The following is a 24874-nucleotide window of genomic DNA, read 5'->3' as shown; positions in this document are numbered from 1 at the left end:
CCCGTGTTGCTGTTGCCGGCAGGTGCAGCGCGTGATCGCATGGTCCGCCCGCGTCCGCCGTCGCCTCCATCGGTCTGGTCCGATTCTGCGCTGGGTGCGCTGGGCGCTGGCTGCGCTGCTGGTGACGCTGCTGGTGATGGACCTCGTCTTCCCGCCGCCGCTGCCGACGCGGCGTGACACCAGTACGCTGGTGGTAGCGCAGGACGGCAGCCCGTTGCGCGCCTTTGCGGACGCAGAAGGGGTGTGGCGCTATCCGGCGTCGGTGGACGCGGTGTCGCCGCTCTATCTGCAGGCCTTGCTGGGATATGAGGATCGCTGGTTCTGGCGCCACCCCGGCATCAATCCGGTCGCACTGCTGCGTGCAGGCAAGCAGATGGCCGGGCAGCGCCGCATCGTATCCGGCGGCTCGACCTTGACCATGCAGGTCGCGCGCATCCTGGATCCGCACACGCGTACGCCATGGGGCAAGCTCAAGCAGGTACTGCGGGCGCTGCAGCTGGAAGTACACCTCAGCAAGCGCGATATCCTGACCCTGTACCTGGAGCGCGCGCCGTACGGCGGCACCATCGAAGGGGTGGAGGCGGCGAGCTGGGCGTATCTGGGCAAATCCGCAGCGCACCTGTCGCACGCCGAAGCGGCCTTGCTGGCCGTTCTGCCACAGGCGCCCAGCCGGCTGCGCCCCGACCGGCATCCGGAGGCAGCGCAGCGGGCCCGGGACAAGGTGCTGGCGCGCATGCAATCGCTGCAGCAATGGCCCGCCGACGTGGTGGCCGATGCGCGCATGGAAACCGTGGTCGCCCGTTCCCTGCGGCCGCCCCTGCACGCGGCCCTGCTGGCCCAGCGGCTGCACGCAGCGCAGCCGGACCAGGCGCGCATCCAGAGCAGCATCGACATCGACCTGCAACGTACGCTGGAAGAACGCCTCGCCAGCTATTTTTCCACCCTGCCCGAACGGACTTCCGCAGCGCTGCTGGTCATCGACAACCAGACCCTGCAGGCGCGCGCTTATGTGGGCACCTTGAATTTCGGTGATCGGCAACGGCTGGGCCATGTGGACATGGTGCAGGCCTGGCGTTCGCCAGGCTCCACGCTGAAGCCGTTCCTATACGCCATGGCGCTGGATGACGGACTCATCCATTCGGAGAGCCTGCTGGTGGATGCGCCGCAGAGCTTCGGCGGCTACCGGCCGGGCAACTTCGATGAGGCCTTCAATGGTCCGGTGAGCGCGGCCACGGCGTTGCGGCTGTCGCTGAACGTGCCTGCCGTGGACCTGTTGGACCGTGTGGGGCCTGCGCGCTTTGCCGCGCGTCTGTCGCATGCCGGCATCCAGTTGCGGTTTCCGCGCGGCAGTTCACCTAATCTTTCGTTGATCCTGGGCGGCACAGGCGCGCGCCTGGAAGACCTGGTGGGTGCCTTTTCCGCGTTGAACCGGGGCGGAATCGCCGGGCGCGTGCGCTATACCGATGAGGCGCCTCTGCAGGAGCGCAGGCTGGTGTCACCGGGCGCGGCATGGATCACCCGCGAGATGCTTGAGGCCAACCCGCGGCCGGGGCAGGGCACCGATACCTTCGACGTGGGAGGGCGCCCGCGGGTCGCGTGGAAGACCGGTACCAGCTATGGCTACCGCGATGCCTGGGCGATCGGCAGCACCCGCCAGTACACGGTGGGGGTATGGGTCGGACGGCCCGATGGCACACCACTGCCCGGGCAGTACGGCGCCGTCACGGCGCTGCCGCTGATGTTCGAAGTGGTGGACAGCCTGCCGCGCGGTGCAGGCGCGGGCCACGCCGTGCCGGCGCCCGTGGGCGTCAGCCAGGCCGACATCTGCTGGCCCGGTGGCGGGCTGGCGTCCGAGCTGCCGCCCGCTTTGTGCCAGCGACGCCTGAAGGCGTGGCTGCTGGACGGCAACGTGCCGCCGACCTTCGCCGAGCGCGATGCGCGCCGCTGGCAGCCCGGCAGGCAACGCTACCAGGTAGACGCCGTCACGGGCCTGCGCCTTTCAGCCGACTGCAGCGCGGTGCACGATGAGGAAGAGCGCGAGATCGCGCGCTGGCCCGCGCTGTTGTCACCGTGGCTGCCAGAGGCGGCGCGCAAGGCCTCGCAGCTGCCGCCACTGGCACCGGATTGTCGTGATGATGGGCGCCAGTCCAGCATCGCCCTGCACATCGACGGACTGAACGACGGCGCGACGTTGGCGCGTGCGCCCGGCAACACCCAGGGCGTCCGCCTGCAGCTTCGCGCCCTGGGCAGCGAGCACGAGATTGATTGGCTGATGGACGGGCGCTGGTTGGCACGCACCCGCGGTGCGCAACCCTTCAACCCGGTGCTCGAGCAGACGGGCGCACACACACTGACCGCGCTTGCCAACGACGGTGCATGGACCCAGGTGCGTTTTACAGTGGCGCGCTGATGCTGGACGGCAGGGCATCGGCCAGCGCAGTGAGTGACGACAGCCGGCCGTCACCCACTGCCCTGCTGCATGGGCGGATTACTTGCCGATCCAGCCATCCAGCAGGTCAGCGAACTCATCCGCGTGTTCCTCTTCCTGCGCGAGGATCTCCTCGAGGATGCGCTTGGTCGTGGTGTCCTTGTCACCGACGAAGTTGATCATCTCGCGATAGCTGTCGATCGCGATGCGTTCGGCAATGAGGTTCTCACGGACCATGTCACGCAGGTCGGTGCCTTCTTTGTATTCGGCATGCGACCGTGCGGTCAGCGTGTCGGGATTGAAATCCGGCTCGCCGCCCAACTGCACGATGCGCTCGGCCAACTTGCCCGCATGTGCCTGTTCCTGCTGCGCGTGTTCGAGGAATTCGGCCTTCACCGACTCGGCGAACATCCCCTTGGCGGTGAAGTAGTGGCGGTAGTACCGGAGCACGCACACGTATTCGGTGGCGAGGGCATCGTTGAGCAGTTTGATGACGGCCTTGCGGTCGGCACTGTAGGAATCGGTGATCGCCCCATCTTCCACATTGCGGCGCGCGTTCTCACGCAGTACCTGGCGGTCGCTGATGCCAGCGGGATGGGCGGGATGCGGTTGGTTGGCTGGCTTTGACATGGCTGGCCTTTTCTCCTTTCGGTGGGGGACGCGTGGTCGTCGACCTACGCGGGTAGCTGCTGCAGCACGTGGTCGGCGGAGGACACCTCGAACGCGCCCGGCGCATCGACCCATGCGCCACGGACGGTGCCGTCCTCCACGTAAAGGGCAAACCGGCGGGAGCGGGTACCCATGCCGGATGCACTCGCGTCCTGCTGCAGATCGAGTGCCCGGCTGAAGTCGCCATTGCCGTCGGACAACATCAACAGTCCGTCCGGCACGTTCTGGTCTTTTCCCCAGGCGTTCATCACGAAGGGGTCGTTTACCGCCATGCAGTACACCTCGATGCCACGCTGGCGGAACTCGGGAAAGCGCGTGACGAAGCCGGGCAGGTGCTGTGCCGAGCACGTCGGGGTGAAGGCCCCCGGGACGGCAAACAACACGACCTTGCGGTCCTCGAACAGGGCGCGGGTATCCAGTGTTTCGATGCCATCGCGGATACGCTTGAGTGTCACTTCCGGAATGCGGTCGCCGACGCGGATGCTCATGGGGTCTCCTTGCAGGCCTGCAGGGTAGGCAAGGCCGTGGAATGGCGGTGTCAACGGATTGAAAAACCGGCGTTGAGGCCCATCTGCCGAAACAGGCGCCGCCGGTGCAGCTGCTGACCGGCCCCGCACGCGGCTGCCGCTAGAATATGCATGGGTCGGCGCCCCCGGTGCCGACGGATCAATCGAGGTAGCACGATGGAATTCAAGGATTACTACGCCACCCTGGGTGTCGAGCCGACCGCAGGCGAGGCCGAGATCAAGACCGCCTACCGGCGGCTGGCACGCAAGTTCCACCCGGACGTCAGCAAGGAGGCCGGGGCGGAAGACACGTTCAAGGGCATCAACGAGGCGTACGAGGCCCTGCGGGATCCGCAGAAGCGCGCCGCCTACGATCAGTTGCGCGCGCAGGGCTACCGGCCTGGCGAAGAATTCAATGTGCCGCCGAACTACGGCGGTGGCGCAGGCTTCAATTTCGAAGAGGTATTCGGCGGTGGCGGCGCGGCCAACGGCGGCTTCAGCGACTTCTTCGAGAGCCTGTTCGCCCGCCAGCGCGGCGCCGGTGGCCGTGGGCCGGGCCCGGGGTTCAGCAGTGCCGGCCAGGCACCGCAGCGTGACACCCGGGCCAAGCTATCGGTGCCGCTGGAGGCCGCCTACAACGGCGATACGCTGCGCATCACCGTCAACGGGCGGCAGCTGGACGTGCGTGTGCCCAAGGGCATCAAGCCGGGGCAGGTCATCCGGCTGGGCGGGCAGGGCACCGACGGCGGAAATCTCCTGCTCGAAGTGGAATACGCCGCGCACCCGCAGTTCGAGGTCGACGGGCGCAACATCCTGTACACCCTGCAGGTGACCCCCTGGCAGGCGGCACTGGGCACCAGCATCAGCGTCCCCACGCTGGGCGGCGCGGTTGACCTGAAGATCGCGGCCGATTCCGATGCGGGCCGCAAGCTGCGCCTGCGCGGGCGCGGGCTGCCGGGTAATCCGGACGGCGACCAGATCGTGGAGTTGGAGATCGTCGCCCCGGCGGCCACCGACGAGGCCCAGAGGAAGGCCTACCAGAACCTGGCGAAGGCGTTCGGCGAATCGGTGTAAGGGTGCGTGGGGGGCCACGTCATCGCATTCGCGCTGCCGCTCCCACGCTTTGCTGCGCAAACCGTGGGCCCCGTCTCACCAGCATCCACACCCCGCCGCTTCGCCGCCGCCCCTGACTCAGGGGCTCCCTCCACCCGACGGATTATCGCTATCTGTAGCGCCGAGCCGTGCTCGGCGGAATGTCTCCGCCAACGGCCCGCTGCGCTCGCCGACCATGGGTCGGCGCTACCGCTTTTCTTTCTTTTCATACGCGGCGGGCGGCCACGGAACCTGTCAGGGGGCCGGGCGGTGGGGCTGGGCGGGGGCGTTGAGCGCCATGGATGGCGCGAAACGAGGCCCGCATGGATGCGGCTCTTGTCGTCCCCCGCCCAGCCCCACCGCCCGGCCCCAGCATGAGATTCGGCTCTTCAGCACACCGCGAGGGGGTCTCACCCGTTCGACCAGCCGTCAGGGCTGCCCGGCGAACACCCGCTCCAGCACCTCGGACAGCTCATCTTCCGAGAACGGCTTGGTGATGTACGCCTTCGCGCCTTGGCGCATGCCCCACATGCGGTCGGTGTCCTGATCCTTGGTCGTGACCAGGATCACCGGGATGTGCCGCGTGGATGCGTCGCGGGCCAGCGTGCGCGTTGCCTGGAACCCGTTGAGGTTGGGCATCACCACATCCATCAGGACCAGATCGGGCAGCGCGGCGCGTGCTGCTTCCACGCCCGCAGCACCGTCGGTGGCGGTCAGGATCTCGTGGCCGAGTTTTTCGACGATGCGCTGTATCCCCAACAGCTGCGACGGCGAATCGTCGACGATAAGGATGCGTGCCATGTTGTTCCCCAAGTGATGCCAGCAGTGTAGTGCGCCGCTCATGGCAGGGTGAAGCAAAGGCCGCACCGTCCGTCGCCCGCCTGCAACGTTCAGTCGATCCGCACGACCGTGCGCCCCGTCGATCCCCCGGCCAGCATTCCATCGAAGACCTCGGGCAGGTCGGCGAGCACCACTTCCCGTGTGCAGATGGCATCGAGGTGTGCGGGACGCCAGGCCGTGCCCAGCTGCGCCCAGACCTGTTCGCGGAGCGGGCGGGGTGCATTGGCCGAGGACACGCCAAGCAGTGACACCCCCCGCAGGATGAAGGGCATGACGGTCATCTCCAGCGATGGACCCGCAGCGAGACCGGCGCTGACCACGCTGCCGTAGGGTACTGTCTGGGCCAGCAGGCTGGTCAGCATCGTCCCGCCTGCACTGTCCAGGCCGCCGCCGAAACGCGCCGACTGCAGCGGCCCGGCATCCGCCAGGGCCTCACGCGGCAGCACCTCGGTGGCGCCCAGCGAGCGCAGCCAGTCGGCTTGGCCGGGCTTGCCACTGATCGCATGCACGGCATACCCCGCGCGGCTGAAGATATCCACGGCCAGACAGCCAACGCCGCCGCTGGCACCGGTCACCGCCAAGGGACCATGAGCGGGGGTGAGCCGGTTGTCCTGCATGCGCAGCAACGCCAGCGCGGCCGTGAATCCGGCGGTGCCGATGACCATCGCCTCGCGCGGGGACAGGCCGGACGGCTGCGCGATGACGGCGCTGGACTCCAGGCGCACGTACGGGCTGTAGCCCCCGTCGCGGGTCTCACTCAACCCACATCCGGTCGCCAGTACGGCATCGCCCTCACGCCAGGCCGGATCCGTGGAGGCGACCACCGTGCCGGCGACATCGATTCCTCCCACCAGCGGGAAGCGCCGCAGGATACGGCCCTTGCCCGTGCCGGCCAGGGCGTCCTTGTAGTTCACCGAGGACCAGTTCGCCCGCACCAGCACCTGCCCGGCGGACAGGTCATCCAGGCCTATCGATTCCAGGCCGCTACGATGGCCGTGGTCGTCCTGGTGGATACGGAAGGCGGTGAAAGACGCGGGGAGGGACATTGCAACGCTCGCTGACGGGGAAATATCACCTTACCCCCTTCCAATCCTCCTGATCCGCCCCATCTTGTAGAATCAGGGAAACCGGTACAAGGCTGGTGTCACGGGAAGGGCCCGTGGCGCGGCCCAATACAGATGGAGCGTGCATGGCCTGGAATACACCCGGCGGCAACAGGGACGGACAACGTCCCGAAGACAACCGGCGGGGGCCTTCCAAGCCCCGCGGCGGCGGATTTGGTGGTGGCTGGGGTGGGTTCCCGGGGCCGTTGAAGGAAATGTTCGATGGAGGCATCGTCCGCTGGATCGCGATCGCGGCGGTCCTGCTGTTGCTGTTCTCCAGCTTCCAGCTGATAGGCGAACAACAGCGGGGCGTGGTCCTGCGCTTCGGCCAGTTCTCGCGCATCCTGCAGCCCGGCCCGAACTTCAAGCTGCCGTGGCCGATCGAGTCGGTGACCAAGGTCAATGCCACGGAGATCAAGACGTTCTCGATCTCGGTGCCGGTGCTGACCCGCGACGAGAACATCGTCAACGTCTCGCTCAACGTGCAGTACCGCATCGACGACCCGCGCCTGTTCCTGTTCGGCACATTCGATGCCAACCAGGTACTGGAGCAGTCGTCGCAGAGTGCGGTGCGTGAAGAGGTCGGCCGTGCCGACCTGAACTCGGTGCTCAACAACCGCGGCCCGCTGGCGACGGCGGCCGAAACGCGCCTGCAGACCCTGCTGGCCGCGTACCGCACCGGTGTGACGGTGACCGGTCTGACCCTGCCTGACGCGCGTCCGCCGGAAGAAGTGAAGCCGGCCTTCGACGAGGTCAATGGTGCGCAGCAGGTCAAGGAGCGTCTGATCAACGAGGCGCAGGCCTATGCAGCGAAGGTGGTTCCGGAAGCGCGCGGCCAGTCCGCACGTACCCGTACCACGGCCGAAGGCTACAAGGCGGCAGTGGTCTCGCGTGCAGAGGGTGATGCCCAGCGCTTCACCCTGCTGCAGCAGCAGTACAAGAACTCGCCGGACGTGACCCGCAAGCGCCTGTGGCTGGAAACGGTGGAGCAGGTGCTGGCTGAAAACCGCAAGGTGATCGGTGGCGACAGCCGCCAGGTGCTGTACGTACCGTTCCCGGGTGAAACGCGCCCGACCGGTGCGGCGCAGCTGCCATTGACGAATCCGGATGTCGTGCTGCCTGCCGTGACCGGCAGTGCAACGACCGCTCCGCGTGATCCAGGTCGGCCGGTGGGCCGTCCGACGGGTCGACCGAACGGCCGTGAGGAGGGCAGCCAATGAGGAGTTCACTGTGGATCGGCCTGGTGGTCGTGATCCTGTTCGGCCTGCTGGGTTCGGTGTTCGTGGTCCGTGAGGACCAGACCGGCATGGTGCTGAATCTGGGCCGTGTGGTCCGTGCGGACATCAAGCCGGGCCTGCATTTCAAGGTGCCGCTGGTGGAAAGCGTGCGCGTGTTCGATCGCCGTTTCCAGGTGCTCGACACGGCACCGGCGCGGTATTTCACCGCCGAGCAGAAGGATGTCAGCGTTGACTTCTTCGCCATCGGGTACATCTCCAACGTGGGCGATTATTTCCGCGCCACCGGTGGCGATCCGCGCGTGGCCAATGCCCGCCTTGCACCGATCATCACCGACTCGCTGCGCAACCAGATCAACTCGCGTTCGTTGACCGAGCTGGTATCGGGTGACCGCAGCGAACTGATCGCCGATCAGCTGACCGGCATCAACGAGGCGGTGAAGGGCCTGGGCATGCAGATCATCGACCTGCGCATCAAGCAGATCGACCTGCCGACCGACAGCCAGGTGATCAATGATGTGTACGAGCGCATGCGTGCACAGCGCAAGCAGGAAGCCGCGAAGCTGCGGGCGGAAGGCGAGGAACAGGCGCTGACCATCCGTGCCCAGGCCGATCGTGAGGCCACGGTGCTGGTGGCCGTTGCCGAGCGTGATGCCCAACGGATGCGAGGCGAGGGCGATGCCGATGCCACGCGCATCTACGGGCAGGCGGGTTCGGCCGATCCCTCGTTCTACGCGTTCACGCGCAGCCTTGAGGCATACCGCAACTCGTTGACCGATGGTAATGGCGTGATCGTGCTGGACAAGAATGATCCGTTCCTGCAGTACCTGAAGAGCGACAAGTAAGTTCTGTAGTTGCTTCGTACGGGGCCCGGCATGTCCGGGCCTCGTGCTTTTCGTGGAGTTCAAACCGGATGAAAGACCTGTTCGCCGCGCTGTGCCTGGTGGCCGTGCTGGAAGGTCTGCTGCTGTTCGCCGCGCCGCTGGCGTGGAAGCGCATGGCCGCGCGCCTGCTGGACCTGCCCGGTCCGGCGCTGCGCAGTTTTGGCGGACTGGTGTTGCTGGCGGGCTTGAGCCTGCTGTGGTGGGTGCGGCACTGACACGCACCCTACTGACACGCACCCCACTGCCAGTTCCCGCTCATTGACGCATGCGTCCCTATGACGCCTGACGCACCTTCACTAGGGTTGGAGCTTCCTGGTCAGGAGGTGGAACGATGCCGATTGCAGTGGGGGATGTTCGCGCACGTCAGGGGAACAATGAGGTCGCGAGGGAAGCGCACCGCCAGCCCGTTTCAGGGCGTGCAGGCCGCATGCCGAAACGAGTGCCCGGCCTTGGCTTTGTCGGCAACCGGTCCTGGGATCTGCGCAGCGCGCTGACGCTGGGCACGGTCGTGTTGCTGGCAGGGCAGCAGGCGGCGTCACTGGGGGCGCGGGCCGGCATGCGGCGAGACGATACGGCCCTGCCACCGAGGCCCCCACCGGCGGGGTCATCCCTGCGGGCCGCCGTGCGCCCGCACTCCGTGCGCTGCGTGCCTGCCGCTGCACCGACACCTGCCGCACCACTTCCGCAGGCCTTCCACCCGGATCTGTTCAACCCGTTGGTGCAGCCGCTGGAAATGCTCGCCAATGCCGAAGCGCTCGCGGTGGCCGAAGAGAGCGGCGGCGCCGGCAGTTCACTGCTGTGGCAAGGCATCGCCGCGTGGTTCGCCACCCCCTGCGGCCAGCTCGACAGCTACGTCAACGGCTTCTGGAAACTGCAGCACCCACCGGGCCGTGAGATCCCGACCCGCTTCGCGGAAATGCGTCATCACGCCAGCGAGTCGTTGCTGCCGCTGGCGCAGCAGGCATCCACTGCAGCGGGGGGCGCCGAGGCCGCACTTGCCGCAACCTGGGCCGCCGCCGCCGATCCGGCGGGCCGGGGATGGTCGCATTTCCGGCCGCAGCGCGATGCCATTGCCGCGCTCGCCAGCCGAGCCGACATCGAGCACCACATATGCCAGGGCATGCTGCGAGGGCAGGAGTCGGTGCTCGGCCTGCAGCGCTTCTTTCTCAACGGCGTGCTGGCCGCAGGTTTCGCGCTTGGCAGCCCGGATGGTGCGGTGTACGGCCTGCCCCCTTCGCATCCCGATGTGCTGGCTTACCGTGATCGCATTGCCGACCTGCTGCGCACGTCCGGCATGGCGCCCACCGACGCGGCTGCGGCCGCAGACACGGTGCTGGAGATGGAGCGCACGCTGGCCCACGCCCCTGTGCAGGTGAATTCCTACACGCTTACCCAAGCCGAGGCGGCGCTGCCGGGTTTTGCCTGGCAGACCGTCTGGCAAACGCTGGGCCTGGATCCGATGACGTCGCTGTACATCACCATGGAGAGTTGCAGGAAGCTTGACGTGATGCTGCAACGGCGCCCGCTTGCCGATTGGCGGGCATTCCTGCAGTACCACCAGGCGCGTCGCGCACAGGGGTATCTGCTGGGGAGTGTCGAACCGCCAGCGCGGTTGAAACAACTGGATGAAAGCCGCGGCGGCAGGTTGCTGCTCAGTGCGTGGTACAGCCAGCGCATGGCACCGGCGCTGACCGCGCCGGCGTTGGCGATGTTCGATGCGATCCGCCAGGTGTTCATTGAAGAACTGGCAATGTCCGCGTTGCCCGATGCGGACCGCGCCTCGCTGCACGCCGCGCTCGAAGCCGTCCAGCTGGTATTCGACGACGCAGGCCAGCAGGTTCCCTGGGACGGATTCATCGGCTCGGCCTCGCACCTTGCCAACATGCAGGCGCTGGACGCGCTCGCGACCCGCAACGATCTGTCCATCATTGAAGGCCCCACCGATTCCCTCCTTGCGGGACCTGCGCATCACCTCTCGCTCGGGACGAACGTGATCGACGAACGGGTCGTGCTTTCGCCGGCGCTGCTGGGCAGCCTTGAGCACCTTGGTTCATCCCGTGAGGAGCGCTGGGGCTTGCTGGGTTTCATGCTGGGGCATGAGATCGCGCACCTGCTGGGCGAAGCGCGCGACCTGAGCCCCGAGGCGGAAGCGCTGATGGCACGCGAAGACACCGCCATCCGACAACGTATCGGGGACATGTGGATAGACCACACCCATCTGAACGCCACGCGCGTGCAGGAAGAAGCCGCGTGTGACCTGCGCGGTATCAGTGGGGCGCGACGCGCCGGGCAGGCCGAGGCCGAGGCGGCAGGGGAGTCGTACGATCTACAGCGCTTTTTTCTTGCCGCCGCAGGCCTGCACGCCGCCAATCCCACCGAGCGGCAACTGCGGCGGCAGGTTGCCGAAGATGACCACCCGCCGGGCCCGTTTCGCGCGGGGTTGGCCCGATTCGTGCAGGGCTTCGACAGCGCCTTCGGTTGCACGCCGCGCCCCGCCCAGCCCTTCGAGTATCTATTCCCCGTGCGCGACGCTGCCGCCGGTACGACCGACCCCAACCGTGGCTGACCCGTACCCCGGCCGGGGTGGCACCTGCCCCCTGAAACCCGGATAATGCACAAAAGCCGGACGGGCCCTCCCGTTCGGCTTTTTCTGTGTCCGGGACCTTCCTTCGCTGGCGCCTCCCCGTTGGAGCCGCCATCCCGCGCTGGCCTGTCCTGCCACGGTTTACCCGTCAGCGGCCCCGATGGCCGCACACAATTCGAGGAGCCCGTCATGGGTCAGTCTGTCGTAGTGCTTGGTGCCCAGTGGGGCGATGAAGGCAAGGGCAAGATCGTCGATCTGCTCACCGAGGAAATCGGTGCCGTAGTACGTTTCCAGGGCGGCCACAATGCCGGCCACACGCTGGTCATCAACGGCAAGAAGACCGTGCTGCACCTGATCCCGTCGGGCATCCTGCGTCCTGATGCGCTGTGCCTGATCGGCAATGGCGTGGTGATCTCCCCGGCCGCGCTGCAGAAAGAAATCGCCGAGCTGGAAACCTCCGGCGTGGAAGTGCGCTCGCGCCTGAAGATCTCCCCGGCGGCACCGCTGATCATGCCGTACCACATCGCCCTGGACCAGGCGCGCGAACGCGCTGCCGGTGGCAAGGCGATCGGCACCACCGGCCGTGGCATCGGCCCGGCATACGAAGACAAGGTGGCGCGTCGCGGCATCCGCATCGCCGACCTGCATTACCCGGCGCAGCTGGAAGAGCTGCTGCGCACCGCGCTGGATTACCACAACTTCGTGCTGACCAAGTACCTGGGCACCGATGCCGTCGATTTCCAGCAGACCTTCGATGAAGCGCTGGCCTTCGGCGAGTACGTGCAGCCGATGAAGTCCGACGTGGCCGGCATCCTGCATGACCTGCGCAAGCAGGGTAAGCGGGTGCTGTTCGAGGGTGCGCAGGGCGCGCTGCTGGACATCGACCACGGCACCTATCCGTACGTCACCAGCTCCAACACCACCGTCGGTGGTGCACTGGCCGGTGCCGGCGTCGGCGCTGATTCCATCGACTACGTGCTGGGCATCGCCAAGGCCTACGCAACGCGCGTGGGCGGTGGCCCGTTCCCGACCGAACTGGACGACGAAATCGGCCAGGGCATCCGTGACCGCGGCGCGGAGTACGGTGCGTCCACCGGTCGCCCGCGTCGTTGCGGCTGGATGGACATCGTGGCGCTGAAGCGCGCGGTCGCCATCAATGGCATCAGCGGCCTGTGCATCACCAAGCTGGACGTGCTGGATGGCATGGAAAAGCTGAAGATCTGCATCGCTTACGAATACCGTGGCAAGCGTACCGAGTACGCGCCGCTGGACGGGCAGGGCTGGGAAGAGTGCACGCCGGTGTACCTGGAGTTCCCGGGCTGGACCGAGAACACCCACGGCATCACCACCTGGGACGACCTGCCGCCGGCCGCACGCGCCTACCTGCGTTCGCTGGAAGAGCTGGCCGGTTGCCCGATCAGCATCGTGTCCACCGGCCCGGACCGCGACCACACGATGGTGCTGCAGGACCCGTTCGCCTGATCCCAGGCAATGACGCGGTAGCGCCGAGCCCTGCTCGGCGGGCTTCACACGGAGGGCGTGGCGACCAGCGGTCGTCACGCCCTCTGCCGTTTTACACGTCGGCCCTGCAGCATGTAGCGACGTGCGACATAAACGCTCCAATAGCGCGTAAGTGAGAGATTTCGGACCCTGGAAGGATCGAACGCCCCGGCGCAGGTGCATGTCTTTGTAGAGATTACGATGAGTGGCACGACTGCATGTGCGTTTCTACGTTCTCTGAATGTCGATCGCCACGGCTCTATTCATGTAGTCCACAGATAAGTGAAATCGCACTCGAGCACCCACTCCGACTGCCAGGACCTCCTCATCTGCTACCCCGGTGACGTGGAAGAATATTTCCTCACCCTCGGTTGTTCTGATGAAGCCGAACTTTTGACTGCTGTGTATGCGCGCTATCGTGCCCCTAATTGAGAGGTCAAGCTCTCCGCCGATGCTGCTGGCGGAGTTTACGGTTTCATGCTCGGAGCATTTGGTGTCTATCCAAAGCAGCGCTTCCTCAGCCTTTACATGATGCGGAGATCCAGGTTGGACGGAATTTCTAGAAAGAATGCATGATCGTCGCACTCTCGCCAATCGTTCATACATTTTAGGGTCAGGGTAGATGATGTCGTCGAAGTACTCCTTCAAGCTATGGAGGGCGTCGATTGCCTTCATTGGCTCCTGATTCTGCGAGTGGAAGTCGGCGGTCCGGCAATACATCTGGATCTGAAGATCGACGATTTTGGTTCGAACTCTTTCATGACAGTCTGGAGTTTTGGATAGCTCGTCAAGTATCGCGCTCGCTTCGTCAAAGCGCGCCAAGTAGAGGCAACACCGCGCATATTCTAGTTTTGGTTCAGGACTGAGGGGGGCGAGTTTCATTGCGATTGCAAGCTGCTCCGCAGCCTTTTCGGCATCACGCAAGTCTCTGAGCAAGAATCCGGCGAACATTGTTCGAGCATTTGGGGCTTCCGGTTCGGTCGCAATCGCGCGCTCATAGCTGTCGTACGCTTCGCTCGCATTGCCCATGAGCGCATTAATCCACCCCTCCACGCGAAAGCACTCATAAAAATCTGGTGCAAGTATTTTCGCCTTTTCGACCAGCTTCAGCGCATCCTCAAAATCACGATCCTTCGCAAAACTAAGCGCATCTTTCAGATGTTTCGCGATAACCCAGTCACTCCTGCTTCTAGTGTGTACTGTGTAAGGTGATAGCGGATTTCGGATTGCCGCCTTTTTCTGCTCTTCCCCGGCGCTAACTAGTTTATTCTTGAGTGCAATAAACTGCAGTTGCCTTTCCTTTCCTGCGGGATAAAATTTTGTGAGGTAAGCTCGGGCTAATTGGGATAGTTCGTAACTGCTTTCGTAAGTATTGCCCAGGTGGGAGCTCGTCATGATGAACATGTTTGTTCTCATGAGTTCCTGTACGCCACGTAGCAGATTGCCCTCATCAATTTGAGTTAAATATGATAGTTCAGCGACTGTGTAGCTGCCGCCGAGCGAGAGTAATGCGCGGACTATCGATTTGGCGTCATCGCTGATCTGGTCAAATACATTTGATAGGCAGAACTTGAGGAATAGAGATTCGTCAGCTAGCACTTCTTCGGGTCGCTTTCCGGTCTGTACTGCAGAGACAAACCACTTGATGTGAAGTGGGTTGTTTCTCATTCTCTTGCAATAGTTAGAAAGGCGCTCGTTGGATGCGCTTGTTAGCTTATTGTTGCCGCGAGTCTCTGCGGTTGCACGAAGCAGTTGAACCGCTTCTATGTCTGAAAGTCCCTGTAGCTGCACAGGAAACTCGAAGGCCCCAAGTCCGATTCGAGTGGTTATAAGGATTTTGCTGCCGAACGGTAGATCCTCAAGTACATCTTTAAGTCGGTGGTCCAGGACCGTTTCGAGATTATCAATGATCAAAAGAATCTTGAAGGTATTTAAGAGCTCCTTAAGGTCAGATATGGCGTCCTTTTGTTCTGAGTTCCCGCCAAGAACCTCAATCGCCGCCTCCATAAGACCTAATGATGAATTGATTGCTCCCTTTATTCTGGATATTTCGTTCGCGGTCAGCTGGGTGGCCTTTGCTGTTACGAATATGATTGCCTCAAACTCAAATTTTTTTGAATCTAGAATCTCGTAGGCTGCTTTGAGTGCTAGTGATGTTTTTCCAAGGCCGCCCTCACCAACAACTGTGATCACAGGGTACGGGCCTGAGCAGGCTTTGAGCAGATTGCTTAAGACCTGCTTTCTGCCGATGAATCCAGTCTCATCGAAGTCAGCAAGCGGAAGGTTGTGTAGTATCTTCGTTGGTTCCGTGTAAGGAGGGATGGATAGTTTTAGGACCTGCTCGGGATTCCGTTCTAGACCATCGCGAGCTGAGAGTAGATGTGGCCAATGCTGTGGCTCGCGAAGCAAGACTCGTGCTAAATCCGATGTGCGAGCTAGGTCGTCAAATTCCAGTGGTCTGGAATGCATTACGCGATTGCGAATGAGGCTGAGGCGTTCAAACTCCGAGTGCAGCGATCTAACTTGGTCAGCATATCGCTCTGGCATGATCGATTGATGTCGCCTGCTAAGTGAAAGTACATCTCCAAAATCGACATAGTCGAGAAGTACAGATACCTCCGGTGATGCCACGTCGCCGATGGGCTCGGCGCCCGCTCTATTTGCAGCTGTATCAAGCAGCTCTTTGCCGAAAAACTCTGCCGGAGATTTGGCATTGCCTGCAAAGCGCTGCAGGACATCGCGCATATCGATTTCGATGCTTGATATTAGCGAATACAGGGTTAACCTACTTAGGCTGGCGGGCATTTGGAAGTAGTCCTTAGGTTTGTTCGTGCGCTGGCTGGCTGATTACTGGGGTCATTGCAGGGTTCTTAAAGATGATTCAGCCCTCACCGTGACAGGGTACTCGCCATTCATCGGCTGGGCACGAAGATACTTGAGTAGGTCAATGCACTGAAGAAGGTTCATTGCTCAAGGTTTCGCACGGATCCGATTCTGCGGCGAGGCGATGATAACTGATGTCGGTTAATGAGCGACGCTTTCATGCGCCCGTCAGGTCCTTCACATGCCATGCTTCACGGGATACGGCGTATGGCTCGGGTCCTAGAGGCGAGTGGCGCTGTCAGCTAGCGTATGCGAATGTGCGCTTGGTGAGGTTCTGGATTGCTTCGAATCAAAGCCGCGCGTGCTCGATAGTCCCGTGCTAAGCGAGGCTGTCGGTCACTGATATAGGTATGTGTCGTTTTGCACATTTGCCCATAGCCCCGGCGCAATTTGCGATCAATAATAGAAAGGCTGGAATCAACAATTCCAGCCGGGATTGGCATTCCGTTAGTTTTCAAATCACCATCTCTGTTGTGGCCCTTCGGGGACGGCGGAGAATGCATCGTCCTGCCGGCTTACGGCGGGCGGTGCGTGGGGATCCTTACCCGATCCGCCGGTTTGATGGTGATTGAAAGCTCCGGTATGCCAACCCGCACCGTCCGCCACCCCGCATCCTGCGGGTGGCCACAGCGAAGGACAGGCATTCCATGGGTGAATTCTCTCCCCCCGGCGCACGGCTCCATGCCCTCATCGGCGATGCCGTGCTCGATATCCCGCGCCACTTGGCCGAGCGTCTGGAAACAACCCTCAAAGCACAGGGCATGGGCGATCCCACCCCCGCGCTGATGGCCCATCTCACCCTGGCGAAAGTGCGGACGGTACGCTGTGGGAAGAGGAAGGCCTGGGGCTGGGGCGCTGCGGTGATCTGGCGCTGGCCAGTCGCAGCCTGCAGGGGCTGCACGGCATCCTGCAGATTCTGCACGCTGCCCATCTGACCCGGCAGCACGCCGGGCCGGAGCAGCAGCTTGGCGATCATCTGCAGGGCGCGCTGCTGCAGGCCGGACGGCAGCTGGCCCAGACCGCCTGCGACGCCGTGCATGGGCGGCGTTGAGTGCGCGGGCCCCGCCGAAGGGTCTGTACACCAGCGCGCCTCGAAATGATCGCCGTGGTCCTGGCGTCGGTGGCCGTCGTGGCGTCGTTGTTCGGGCTCGGGGTGCTCTACGGGGTGATCGGGTGACCCTGCGCACGCCGCCGTCGCTGTTCGTGCACGGGCGGTTTACAGCGAGCTGTCCACCCTCGGACCAACCACCGACGCGAGACCGCCCCATGAACACGAAGACGCTGCAGGACCTGGCCAAGAAGATGGCCGACATCGATTTCGTCATGCTGCAGACGATCACCGACGGCGGTGAACTGGCGGCCCGGCCGATGAGCAACAACGGCGACGTGGACTACGACGGCGACAGCTGGTTCTTCACCTATGAAAACACGCGCCTGGTCGCCGACATCCGGCGCGACCCGAAGGTCGGGTTGTCGTTCACCGGCGCGAAGTCCCTGCTGGGCAAGCCGCCGATCTTCATTGCCGTGCAAGGGCACTGCCATCTGCATACCGACAAGGCCACCTTTGCCGAGCATTGGGTGGACGACCTTGAGCGCTGGTTCGAGCAGGGTATCGATACCCCCGGCATCGTGTTGCTGCACGTCCGCGCCGCTCGCCTCACGTGGTGGGACGGCGAAGAAAACGGCGAAATCACGATCTGACACTGGTAGCGCCGACCCACGGTCGGCGAGCGCAGCGGTGCTCGGCGGAACCCGTCCGCTGAGCACCGCTCGCGGCGCTAGCGTGCGGTCAGCAGCGGATACGGATTGATCGACTCGCCCTTCCACCACTGCTTTTCAGGCCCCAACAGGTGGATCTCGAAGTGCAGGTGGGGCGCGTCTTTGTTCGCGTTGCCGGTGCTGCCGACATACCCGATCACCTCGCCCCGCTTGATCTGCTTCTTCTCCGCCAAGCCATCCGCATACCGCTGCAGATGCGCGTAGTAATAGCAATGCACACCGTCGGGGTCGAACTGATACATCGTCAGCCCTCCTTTATCGCTGTCGAACAGCTTTTCGACCTGGCCATCGGCCACCGCCAGCACGGGCGTGCCTTCCGCCGCCATGATGTCGATCGCATCATGCACCCGGCCTTCGCTCCGGGCGTCGGTAAACGTGTCCTGCAACTGCGATGGCTGGATACCTTGGACCGGCAGCAGCAGGCCACTGCCCGACGCCACCGACGCAGGCGGCGGCATGGCAGACGCGCTCGCCACGGGCGGGGCAGTAACCGGCGGTGCGCCTGCCACGGGGACCGCCTCGGGCGCGACCGCGCCCGGTACGCCGGCAGCCGCCGTCTCAGGGTCGGCGATCACGGTCGCCGGATCCACGGGCGCGATGTCCACCGCATCGCCCCGCGTGTCGAACAGCCACCAGCCGACGCCGATGCCTACCACCAGCCCCACTGCAATCAACGGCATCACGCGCATGCGGTCACTCCTGCATCACGACAGTCAACGACGGTCCCACGGCATCGGCAACGCGCATCGCATCCCAGTTCGTCATGCGTACGCAGCCGTGCGATTCCGTTTTGCCGACGTGGCCCGGCTCGGGGGTACCGTGCAGCCCGTAATGCGGCTTGGAGATGTCAATCCAGACCACGCCCACCGGATTGTTCGGGCCCGGCGGCAGCGTCTGCTTGGTATCGCCCTTTTTTGCGTCCCAGAACAGCTTCGGGTTGTAGTGGAAGGTGGGGTCACGCGCTACGCCAAGAATCTTCCATTCACCGATCGGCAGCGGATCGTGCTGGCTGCCGGAAGACACCGGAACCTGCGCCAGTACCTTCCCTTGGTCGTCAAGCAACTGCAGGGTGGAGTCCGATTTGTCGATCAGTATCTTCGCTGCCTTGGGCAGCGCGCCGCTGCCGATATTCGGTACCTGGATCGTGGCGCCCGCTTGGCCGAGGTTGATGCCGGGGTTGAGCGCTTTCAGCAGCGCCGGCGATGCGTGGAAGCGCTCACCCAGTGCCTCTTCCACCGTGCCGAAGCCCAGGGCCTTCAATTTCGCCTGTGCGGCAGGGCCCTTCGGGGTGGGCTGGAACGGCCCGGCCACATCTTCTGCGGTCAGCGTGTAGCGCGTGAGCATGTTGGTGCTGTCGGCCTGCAGGGCCGTCCACGTTTCATCGTCCAGCTCACCGGTGACCTTCAGCCCATGGGCGGCCTGGAAACCCGACACTGCGCGACGCTGGTTGGATCCGACCTCGCCATCGATCTGACCGGGCGAGAAGTTGGCGCGGTCCAGCAGCACCTGCGCATGCAGCGGCGAGCGTGGCTCGATGTTCACCGGCTCGCTGGCCGGCGCTTGGGTGGGGGCGGCGGCGGCGGGCGCCTGGGCCATGGCGAACGGCGCGGCGGTCAGGCCCATGCAGGCGGCGAGCAGGCAGGTGAGGCGGAGGCGCTTGGGCATCATGGATGTTTTCCTTCATCGAATACCCCCACCATGCCCGTTATGCATGCGCAGCCGCCGTGAAAACCATGAGGCATCCCTGAGTACACCGATGCGCTTGTCTGCCGGACACTGAAACGGCGGTGGCATCGCTGCCACCGCCGTCGAGTCAACACAGGTCTCGAATCAGCAATCGGGTCACGCCGTCATCCGGTGAACGGCGGGGCCTGGATCGTGCTGCTCTGAGGGGGTCAGGCCAGCAGCCGCAGCTTGGGCTCGCGCGCCCACTGGCGGGTGGATGCAGCGGCGACGAACGCCTCCGCGTCTGCTGCATTGACGATGCCCGGATCAGTACCCACGCGGGCCGCCTTCAACAGCGCGGTGCCACCTTCGTCGCTCGCAATTGCTTTCAGGTGGGCCCAGGCATTGCTGACGAAATCGATGGCAGCCGATTCCTTCGACAACGCCCGGCCCGCATCGGCCGTCAGCACGACCGCTACCGCATCGAACACGACCGATGGCGTACCGGCGAGCTGTCCATCGGCCGCTTGGCGCTTGCCATCGCTGAGCACCCCGCCGCCGACTTTCGGCGCTACCAGTTTCACGTCGGCGCCGGCCTTCTGTGCCGCCTTCCGGAGCGCGGCAATGGTGCCCGCATCGGATCCCTGATCGAACAGGATGCCGATGCAGCGGCCCTGCAGGCTCTCCTTGCCGCGACCGATGGTGCGCACTTCCGGTGCCTTCGGCATGTCCTGCGCCGGAATGGCGGTGGGGGCGGCGTCGGGCAGGTCGTCCATGCCCAGCCCATCGGCAACGCGCTTGGCCAGCGACTCATCGATGTTCAGCACGTGGCTGACGACGCGCTCGCGGATGTAGCCGGTCTCCACCTTGGACAGCTCGAAGACCAGCGCGGAGGCGAGATGTGCCTGCTCCGGTTTTTCCAGACTGCGGAAGAACATGCGGGCCTGGCTGTAGTGGTCGGCAAAGCTGTCCGCGCGGGTCCGGCCCTTGCGCCCGTCATCGGGCGTTGCATGGCTGCGGAAGCCAGCCGGGGTCTGCCGCGGGCTGTCGCCTTCCAGCGAGCTCGGATCGTAGGCGACGCGGCCCTTGGGAATCTGCATCTGCATGTGGCCATCGCGCTGGTGGTTGGCGAAGGGGCATTTCGGCGCATTGACTGGGATCTGGTGGAAGTTCGGCCCGCCCAGGCGAATCAGCTGGGTATCCAGATACGAGAACAGACGGCCCTGCAGCAGCGGGTCGTTGCTGAAATCGATGCCAGGCGGCACGTTCGCCGGGCAGTAAGCCACCTGCTCGGTTTCGGCGAAGAAGTTGTCCGGCCAGCGATCCAGCACCATGCGCCCGATCACCTGCAACGGCACCAGCGACTCGGGAATGATCTTGGTGGAATCCAGATGGTCGAACGGGAACGCATCGGCCTCTTCTTCAGTGAACAGCTGAACGGCCAGTTCCCATTCGGGGAAGTCGCCACGCTGGATCGCTTCGAACAGATCGCGGCGCTGGAAGTCATTGTCAGCGCCCTGCAGCTTCAGCGCTTCGTCCCATACCGTCGACTGCAGGCCGAGTTTGGGGCGCCAGTGGAACTTCACGAACGTGGAGTTGCCGGCCTCGTCGAGCAGGCGGAAGCTGTGGATGCCGAACCCTTCGATCATCCGCAGCGAACGCGGAATGGTGCGGTCGCTCATCGCCCACATGATCATGTGCATGGATTCGGGCATCAGCGAAACGAAGTCCCAGAACGTGTCGTGGGCGCTGGCCGCCTGCGGAAAGGCACGGTCCGGCTCCATCTTCACCGCGTGGATCAGGTCGGGGAACTTCAGCGCATCCTGGATGAAGAACACCGGGATGTTGTTGCCCACCAGGTCCCAGTTGCCTTCGGTGGTGTAGAACTTGACCGCGAATCCGCGCACGTCACGCGGCGTATCGACCGACCCGGCGCCGCCGGCCACCGTGGAGAAGCGCGTGAACACCGGCGTCTTCACGCCGACTTCGGTCAGGATCTTGGCGCGGGTGAACTTGCCCAAGGAACGGGTCAGTTCGAAGTACCCGTGGGCGGCGCTACCGCGCGCATGGACGATGCGCTCCGGGATGCGCTCATGATCGAAGTGGGTGATCTTCTCGCGCAGCAGGAAATCTTCCAGCAAGGTCGGGCCCCGTGGGCCTTGGCGCAGCGAGTTCTGGTTGTCCGCGATCGGGATGCCCTGGTTGCTGGTGAGCACCGGATGCGAACCGCCTGCCAGCTGGTGCAGCTCATCACCGGTACCGCGCTCTTCGCGGGGGGCGTCTTCGGATGGGGCGGTCGAGGCGGATGCGCGCTTGCCGGATGGCTTGCTGGCGGCCATGGGAGGTCTCCTGGAGGGTGGGCGGGGCTTTTTCCCTTCGACCATGGCCCGACGGGTGTTAATCCACGGTCCCGTGCGGGTGAACGCGCAGGGAAAATGGCGCTCGGTTATGCTGTGCGCATGCGTGTTGAACCCGCCGAAATCGAAGCCCTCTTTGACGCCATTCCCGATGTGCTCTTCTTCATGAAGGACTGCGACGGGCGTTATACGCACATCAACCAGACCATGCTGCGGCGCCTCGGATTAAAGTCGCGCAAGGAGGTCATCGGCCGCACCGCGGCGGAAATCTACCCGACAGGCCTGAGCGCAGACTACGCCGACCAGGACACCCGGGTGCTGGGCGGGGCGGTGATCGAAAACCTCATGGAACTGCATCTGTTCGCCAACCGCGAGCCGGGTTGGTGCCTGACCTGCAAGCGGCCCCTGGTGGTGGACGGGCGCATCCAGGGCCTGATCGGCATTTCCCGCGATCTGGGGCAGAAGCACAGCTTGGGAGCGCAGTACGAGCACCTGCGCCTGGCACTGGCCCATCTCAACGCGCACTACGCTGAAAACGTGCGCATGCAGACGCTTCTGGACATCACCGGGTTCTCGTTGTCCAAGCTGGAGCGCAGCTTCCGCAAAGTCTTCCAGATGACGCCGCAGCAGGTGCTGACCCGGCTGCGGATCCAGATGGCCATGCACCTGCTGCATGGAAATGACAGCATCGCCAGTATCGGCCAAGCCTGTGGCTTCAGTGACCAAAGCGCCTTCACCCGCAAGTTCAAGGCCGAAACGGGTGTCTCGCCGCGTGCCTATCGGGCCCGGATCGCCGAACTGGCCGGCGGCTGAGCAGGCAGGCCATCCGGCCTATCCCGTCCGCGCGCTGGACAGGGTAATGTGACGGCCTTGTTGCCGCACACGTGCCCTTCGATGCCTGACAACCCGACCCCCGCTTCCACAGCCTCGACCACCACGCGCCTTGGCCATGCGCTCAAGCCCCGCCAGCTGATCATGATGGGACTGGGCAGCGCCATCGGCGCGGGCCTGTTCCTCGGCTCCGGGGTCGGCGTGCAGCTGGCAGGCCCGGCCGTGCTGTTGTCGTATCTGGTTGCCGGCGCACTGGTGATCATCGTGATGAACGCGCTGGGCGAGATGGCGGCGAACAAGCCGACCAGCGGCGCGTTTTCGGTGTACGCCGCCGATGCGCTGGGTGCGACCGCGGGCGCCACGGTGGGCTGGCTGTGGTGGGTCCAGCTGGTGATCGTGATCGCGGCCGAAGCGGTAGGCGCGGCCGGTCTGCTGGCGACGGTATGGCCCGGTCTCTCCGTTCCGATGGCAGCCCTTGCCTTCATGGTGTTCTTCACCGCGATCAACCTGCTGGGCGTGAAGAACTTCGGCGAGTTCGAGTTCTGGTTCGCGATCCTCAAGGTGGCCGCGATCCTCGGCTTCATCGCCATCGGTGCGGCCCTGCTGCTGGGCTGGCTGCCGAACGCGATCTCGCCGGGCCTGTCCAACTTCACCGCCAATGGAGGGTTCGCGCCTACCGGTCTGGCGGGTGTGGGTGCGGCATTGCTCGTGGTGATCTTCGCCTTCGGCGGGACCGAGATCGTAGCGGTGGCTGCAGCCGAGACCGAAGACCCCGAGCGCAGCATCGCGCGCGCCATCCGTACGGTGGCGTGGCGGATCCTGGTGTTCTACATCGGCTCGCTGAGCGTCATCATCGCGGTGGTGCCGTGGACCAGCGAGGCGTTGAAGTCGCCGTTTGCCGCCGTGTTGGAAGCGGCCAATATTCCGGGCGCCGGTACCGCCATCACCCTGGTTGCGGTGATCGCCCTGCTGTCAGCGCTCAATGCCAATCTGTACGGGGCATCGCGGATGATCTTCTCGCTGGCGCAGCGCCGTGAAGCGCCCGCCGCGCTGGGGCGTGCAGACCGCCGCCAAGTGCCGATACTCGCTGTGCTTGCCAGCGTCCTGTTCGGCTTCGCCGCTACGGTCATGGAGCTGCTGTTCCCGACCAGAGTGCTGCCGGTGCTGTTGAACATCGTCGGATCGACCTGCCTGCTGGTGTGGACGATTTCGCTGGCGTCGCAGCTGGTGCTGCGTCGACGTGCGGATCGGGCGGGGCTGTCATTGCCGTTCCGCATGGCGGCTTTCCCGTGGTTGACGGGGCTGGCGTTGGCGATCCTGGCACTGATCTTCGCTTTGCTGTTGTATGGCGAACAGACGCGCCTGCAATTCCTGTCCATGGTGGTGCTGACTGCCTTCATTGCCAGCTGCAGTGCGCTTGCCCGACGCATCCGGGCCGGACTTCGCTGATCTCGACGCAGCACCCATTCTGCAATCCGCGTCGGCGCGATCGATGCACCGGCCGCGCCTGTGCGGGCGCTCAATCCGCCTGCGGTTGGGTCGCCACAACCGTTGTATCGCGCGTGTCGATACACCGCTTGTAGGCAACCCCGCAGATCAGCCAGTTGCCGGTCTTTGCGACGCATTTTACGAACTCGGCGCCGCAGGTCACCGGATTTCCGGTTGGGACGACCTATGCGTGAGCGGTGGCAACGGCAATGGCGCTGACCAGCAACAGACTGCTGGCGAGAACTCGGATGTTCATGGATTTTCCTCTTCGTCGCAGCGGCCCAAGGGACTCAGGGGGCCAGTGAAACCGGGAGTGCGACACGGCTGCCGCTGGCGAGGCATTTGCGCAGTTCGAGCGAGCAGCTGATGAAGTCGCGTCCATCTAGGTAATAGCATTGGAAGAAGGCCTTGGCGCAATCGATTGAACCAGCGCTTGGCTCAGCAGGCTGGGCCAGTGCAGGTAGCGATACGGCAAAGGTCATGGCGACAGCCAGAGCAGCGCTCTTTATGACGGACATGTCAGATCCTGTTTGAAGTTGGTCGGATGGGGACCGCGTTGCTGAAGAGAGCACGGGAGCATTCGCGCCCGTGCCCTTGGGCTTCAGTCCTCGCGGCGATCGGCGATTGAAGTCGAGGCACTGTCTGAGGTCAGGCACTTCACGAACTCGATGGCGCAGTTCACTGCACCGCCACCCTCAGCAAGGCACGAGGCCAGCTTCACGGCGCAATCCGACACGCCGCGTTCCTGCGCAGGCTGCGCATTTGCAGCGGGGATGGCGAAGGTGAAGGCGAGGGCAGCGGCGGCGACGAGGGTCTTCAGATGGTTCATGATGATTCTCCGTTTGACGGGTTCCGCCGACCAGGATGGGCGGCGGTGTCGATCCCGTTCGCGATCCGGGATCCGTTCTGGCTGGCCGGCGTCAGAACGTGGAGTCATCGTGCGTCGACACCATCGCGACAGGAGTGCTGGAATGTGACGTGCACAACATAAAAAACCGGGTTTCTTACGTCTGCAACACAGTTCCGTTTT

Annotated in this window: 21 protein-coding genes; 11 read left to right on the top strand and 10 right to left on the bottom strand. The window is 64.1% G+C overall.

What is annotated here, in order from left to right:
- The first annotated feature begins 31 nt into the window (after nucleotides 1-31).
- Nucleotides 32-2410, top strand: coding sequence for a penicillin-binding protein 1C (pbpC, locus tag ICJ04_RS12975; protein WP_223202884.1), 2379 nt, complete (start codon nucleotides 32-34; stop codon nucleotides 2408-2410).
- Nucleotides 2411-2488: 78 nt separating this feature from the next.
- On the opposite strand, the gene ICJ04_RS12970 is transcribed toward pbpC, so the two are convergent.
- Nucleotides 2489-3058 carry a ferritin-like domain-containing protein gene (locus tag ICJ04_RS12970; RefSeq protein WP_188324640.1) on the bottom strand — a complete coding sequence of 190 codons (570 nt, stop codon included), beginning with the start codon at nucleotides 3056-3058 and terminating at the stop codon, nucleotides 2489-2491.
- A 44-nt stretch (nucleotides 3059-3102) separates the two neighbouring features.
- Nucleotides 3103-3585, bottom strand: a complete 483-nt coding sequence (locus tag ICJ04_RS12965) for a peroxiredoxin (protein ID WP_188324639.1) — start codon at nucleotides 3583-3585, stop codon at nucleotides 3103-3105.
- A 195-nt stretch (nucleotides 3586-3780) separates the two neighbouring features.
- Between ICJ04_RS12965 and ICJ04_RS12960 the strand changes: the two genes are divergently transcribed.
- The gene (locus tag ICJ04_RS12960; RefSeq protein ID WP_188324638.1) at nucleotides 3781-4677 is read left to right on the top strand and encodes a DnaJ C-terminal domain-containing protein; all 897 of its coding nucleotides are present in this window, start codon (nucleotides 3781-3783) and stop codon (nucleotides 4675-4677) included.
- 447 nt (nucleotides 4678-5124) lie between these two features.
- Here the strand turns inward: ICJ04_RS12960 and pilH are convergent, their stop codons facing one another.
- On the bottom strand, nucleotides 5125-5496 hold the full coding sequence (gene pilH / locus ICJ04_RS12955) for a twitching motility response regulator PilH (RefSeq protein WP_188324637.1): 372 nt from the start codon (nucleotides 5494-5496) through the stop codon (nucleotides 5125-5127).
- 89 nt (nucleotides 5497-5585) lie between these two features.
- Nucleotides 5586-6581, bottom strand: coding sequence for a YhdH/YhfP family quinone oxidoreductase (locus ICJ04_RS12950; RefSeq protein ID WP_188324636.1), 996 nt, complete (start codon nucleotides 6579-6581; stop codon nucleotides 5586-5588).
- 143 nt (nucleotides 6582-6724) lie between these two features.
- On the opposite strand from ICJ04_RS12950, the gene hflK reads away from it, so the two are divergent.
- From hflK to ICJ04_RS12925, 5 genes are all read left to right on the top strand, one after another.
- Entirely contained in the window at nucleotides 6725-7858 is a 1134-nt protein-coding gene (hflK, locus tag ICJ04_RS12945) for an FtsH protease activity modulator HflK (RefSeq protein ID WP_188324635.1), read from the top strand.
- Nucleotides 7855-8718 carry a protease modulator HflC gene (locus ICJ04_RS12940; RefSeq protein WP_188324634.1) on the top strand — a complete coding sequence of 288 codons (864 nt, stop codon included), beginning with the start codon at nucleotides 7855-7857 and terminating at the stop codon, nucleotides 8716-8718. Before hflK ends, ICJ04_RS12940 begins: the two co-directional genes overlap by 4 nt.
- Nucleotides 8719-8786: 68 nt before the next feature.
- The gene (locus ICJ04_RS12935) at nucleotides 8787-8972 is read left to right on the top strand and encodes a DUF2065 family protein (RefSeq protein WP_188324633.1); all 186 of its coding nucleotides are present in this window, start codon (nucleotides 8787-8789) and stop codon (nucleotides 8970-8972) included.
- A 212-nt stretch (nucleotides 8973-9184) separates the two neighbouring features.
- On the top strand, nucleotides 9185-11323 hold the full coding sequence (locus ICJ04_RS12930; RefSeq protein WP_188324632.1) for a M13-type metalloendopeptidase: 2139 nt from the start codon (nucleotides 9185-9187) through the stop codon (nucleotides 11321-11323).
- A 207-nt stretch (nucleotides 11324-11530) separates the two neighbouring features.
- Nucleotides 11531-12823, top strand: a complete 1293-nt coding sequence (locus tag ICJ04_RS12925) for an adenylosuccinate synthase (protein ID WP_188324631.1) — start codon at nucleotides 11531-11533, stop codon at nucleotides 12821-12823.
- Between the two features lie 246 nt (nucleotides 12824-13069).
- Here ICJ04_RS12925 and ICJ04_RS12920 read toward each other — a convergent pair whose 3' ends face one another.
- Nucleotides 13070-15586, bottom strand: coding sequence for a tetratricopeptide repeat protein (locus ICJ04_RS12920; RefSeq protein WP_188324630.1), 2517 nt, complete (start codon nucleotides 15584-15586; stop codon nucleotides 13070-13072).
- Nucleotides 15587-16371: 785 nt separating this feature from the next.
- Between ICJ04_RS12920 and ICJ04_RS12915 the strand changes: the two genes are divergently transcribed.
- Together ICJ04_RS12915 and ICJ04_RS12910 are read left to right on the top strand one after the other, a co-directional pair.
- A complete protein-coding gene (locus ICJ04_RS12915) occupies nucleotides 16372-16659 on the top strand; it encodes a hypothetical protein (protein WP_188324629.1) in 288 nt (95 codons plus the stop codon).
- A gap of 331 nt (nucleotides 16660-16990) precedes the next feature.
- On the top strand, nucleotides 16991-17425 hold the full coding sequence (locus tag ICJ04_RS12910) for a pyridoxamine 5'-phosphate oxidase family protein (protein ID WP_188324628.1): 435 nt from the start codon (nucleotides 16991-16993) through the stop codon (nucleotides 17423-17425).
- Between the two features lie 77 nt (nucleotides 17426-17502).
- Here the strand turns inward: ICJ04_RS12910 and ICJ04_RS12905 are convergent, their stop codons facing one another.
- From ICJ04_RS12905 to ICJ04_RS12895, 3 genes are all read right to left on the bottom strand, one after another.
- On the bottom strand, nucleotides 17503-18192 hold the full coding sequence (locus ICJ04_RS12905) for a M23 family metallopeptidase (protein WP_188324627.1): 690 nt from the start codon (nucleotides 18190-18192) through the stop codon (nucleotides 17503-17505).
- A gap of 4 nt (nucleotides 18193-18196) precedes the next feature.
- A complete protein-coding gene (locus ICJ04_RS12900) occupies nucleotides 18197-19168 on the bottom strand; it encodes a L,D-transpeptidase (RefSeq protein ID WP_188327330.1) in 972 nt (323 codons plus the stop codon).
- Between the two features lie 230 nt (nucleotides 19169-19398).
- Nucleotides 19399-21507 carry a catalase gene (locus ICJ04_RS12895; RefSeq protein ID WP_188324626.1) on the bottom strand — a complete coding sequence of 703 codons (2109 nt, stop codon included), beginning with the start codon at nucleotides 21505-21507 and terminating at the stop codon, nucleotides 19399-19401.
- A gap of 120 nt (nucleotides 21508-21627) precedes the next feature.
- On the opposite strand from ICJ04_RS12895, the gene ICJ04_RS12890 reads away from it, so the two are divergent.
- Nucleotides 21628-22338 (top strand): AraC family transcriptional regulator, encoded by a 711-nt coding sequence (locus ICJ04_RS12890; RefSeq protein WP_188324625.1) that lies wholly within the window; start codon nucleotides 21628-21630, stop codon nucleotides 22336-22338.
- A gap of 81 nt (nucleotides 22339-22419) precedes the next feature.
- Nucleotides 22420-23805, top strand: a complete 1386-nt coding sequence (locus tag ICJ04_RS12885) for an amino acid permease (protein ID WP_188324624.1) — start codon at nucleotides 22420-22422, stop codon at nucleotides 23803-23805.
- A 329-nt stretch (nucleotides 23806-24134) separates the two neighbouring features.
- On the opposite strand, the gene ICJ04_RS12880 is transcribed toward ICJ04_RS12885, so the two are convergent.
- Both ICJ04_RS12880 and ICJ04_RS12875 read right to left on the bottom strand, forming a co-directional pair.
- On the bottom strand, nucleotides 24135-24362 hold the full coding sequence (locus tag ICJ04_RS12880) for a hypothetical protein (RefSeq protein WP_188324623.1): 228 nt from the start codon (nucleotides 24360-24362) through the stop codon (nucleotides 24135-24137).
- Between the two features lie 83 nt (nucleotides 24363-24445).
- Nucleotides 24446-24673, bottom strand: coding sequence for a hypothetical protein (locus tag ICJ04_RS12875; protein WP_188324622.1), 228 nt, complete (start codon nucleotides 24671-24673; stop codon nucleotides 24446-24448).
- Nucleotides 24674-24874 lie beyond the last annotated feature (201 nt).

The sequence above is a fragment of the Stenotrophomonas sp. 169 genome, from assembly GCF_014621775.1.
GTDB lineage: Bacteria > Pseudomonadota > Gammaproteobacteria > Xanthomonadales > Xanthomonadaceae > Stenotrophomonas.
Note: the sequence above shows the minus strand (reverse complement) of the source record. Positions and strands in the feature narration are given on the sequence as shown.

Coding starts and splice junctions, on each gene's coding strand:
- ICJ04_RS12970 (WP_188324640.1), bottom strand. CDS start 3,058: ATGTCAAAGCCAGCCAACCAACCGCATCCCGCCCATCCCGCTGGCATC.
- ICJ04_RS12965 (WP_188324639.1), bottom strand. CDS start 3,585: ATGAGCATCCGCGTCGGCGACCGCATTCCGGAAGTGACACTCAAGCGT.
- ICJ04_RS12960 (WP_188324638.1), top strand. CDS start 3,781: ATGGAATTCAAGGATTACTACGCCACCCTGGGTGTCGAGCCGACCGCA.
- pilH (WP_188324637.1), bottom strand. CDS start 5,496: ATGGCACGCATCCTTATCGTCGACGATTCGCCGTCGCAGCTGTTGGGG.
- ICJ04_RS12950 (WP_188324636.1), bottom strand. CDS start 6,581: ATGTCCCTCCCCGCGTCTTTCACCGCCTTCCGTATCCACCAGGACGAC.
- hflK (WP_188324635.1), top strand. CDS start 6,725: ATGGCCTGGAATACACCCGGCGGCAACAGGGACGGACAACGTCCCGAA.
- ICJ04_RS12940 (WP_188324634.1), top strand. CDS start 7,855: ATGAGGAGTTCACTGTGGATCGGCCTGGTGGTCGTGATCCTGTTCGGC.
- ICJ04_RS12935 (WP_188324633.1), top strand. CDS start 8,787: ATGAAAGACCTGTTCGCCGCGCTGTGCCTGGTGGCCGTGCTGGAAGGT.
- ICJ04_RS12930 (WP_188324632.1), top strand. CDS start 9,185: ATGCCGAAACGAGTGCCCGGCCTTGGCTTTGTCGGCAACCGGTCCTGG.
- ICJ04_RS12925 (WP_188324631.1), top strand. CDS start 11,531: ATGGGTCAGTCTGTCGTAGTGCTTGGTGCCCAGTGGGGCGATGAAGGC.
- ICJ04_RS12920 (WP_188324630.1), bottom strand. CDS start 15,586: ATGCGCGATGTCCTGCAGCGCTTTGCAGGCAATGCCAAATCTCCGGCA.
- ICJ04_RS12915 (WP_188324629.1), top strand. CDS start 16,372: ATGGGTGAATTCTCTCCCCCCGGCGCACGGCTCCATGCCCTCATCGGC.
- ICJ04_RS12910 (WP_188324628.1), top strand. CDS start 16,991: ATGAACACGAAGACGCTGCAGGACCTGGCCAAGAAGATGGCCGACATC.
- ICJ04_RS12905 (WP_188324627.1), bottom strand. CDS start 18,192: ATGCGCGTGATGCCGTTGATTGCAGTGGGGCTGGTGGTAGGCATCGGC.
- ICJ04_RS12900 (WP_188327330.1), bottom strand. CDS start 19,168: ATGCCCAAGCGCCTCCGCCTCACCTGCCTGCTCGCCGCCTGCATGGGC.
- ICJ04_RS12895 (WP_188324626.1), bottom strand. CDS start 21,507: ATGGCCGCCAGCAAGCCATCCGGCAAGCGCGCATCCGCCTCGACCGCC.
- ICJ04_RS12890 (WP_188324625.1), top strand. CDS start 21,628: ATGCGTGTTGAACCCGCCGAAATCGAAGCCCTCTTTGACGCCATTCCC.
- ICJ04_RS12885 (WP_188324624.1), top strand. CDS start 22,420: ATGCCTGACAACCCGACCCCCGCTTCCACAGCCTCGACCACCACGCGC.
- ICJ04_RS12880 (WP_188324623.1), bottom strand. CDS start 24,362: ATGTCCGTCATAAAGAGCGCTGCTCTGGCTGTCGCCATGACCTTTGCC.
- ICJ04_RS12875 (WP_188324622.1), bottom strand. CDS start 24,673: ATGAACCATCTGAAGACCCTCGTCGCCGCCGCTGCCCTCGCCTTCACC.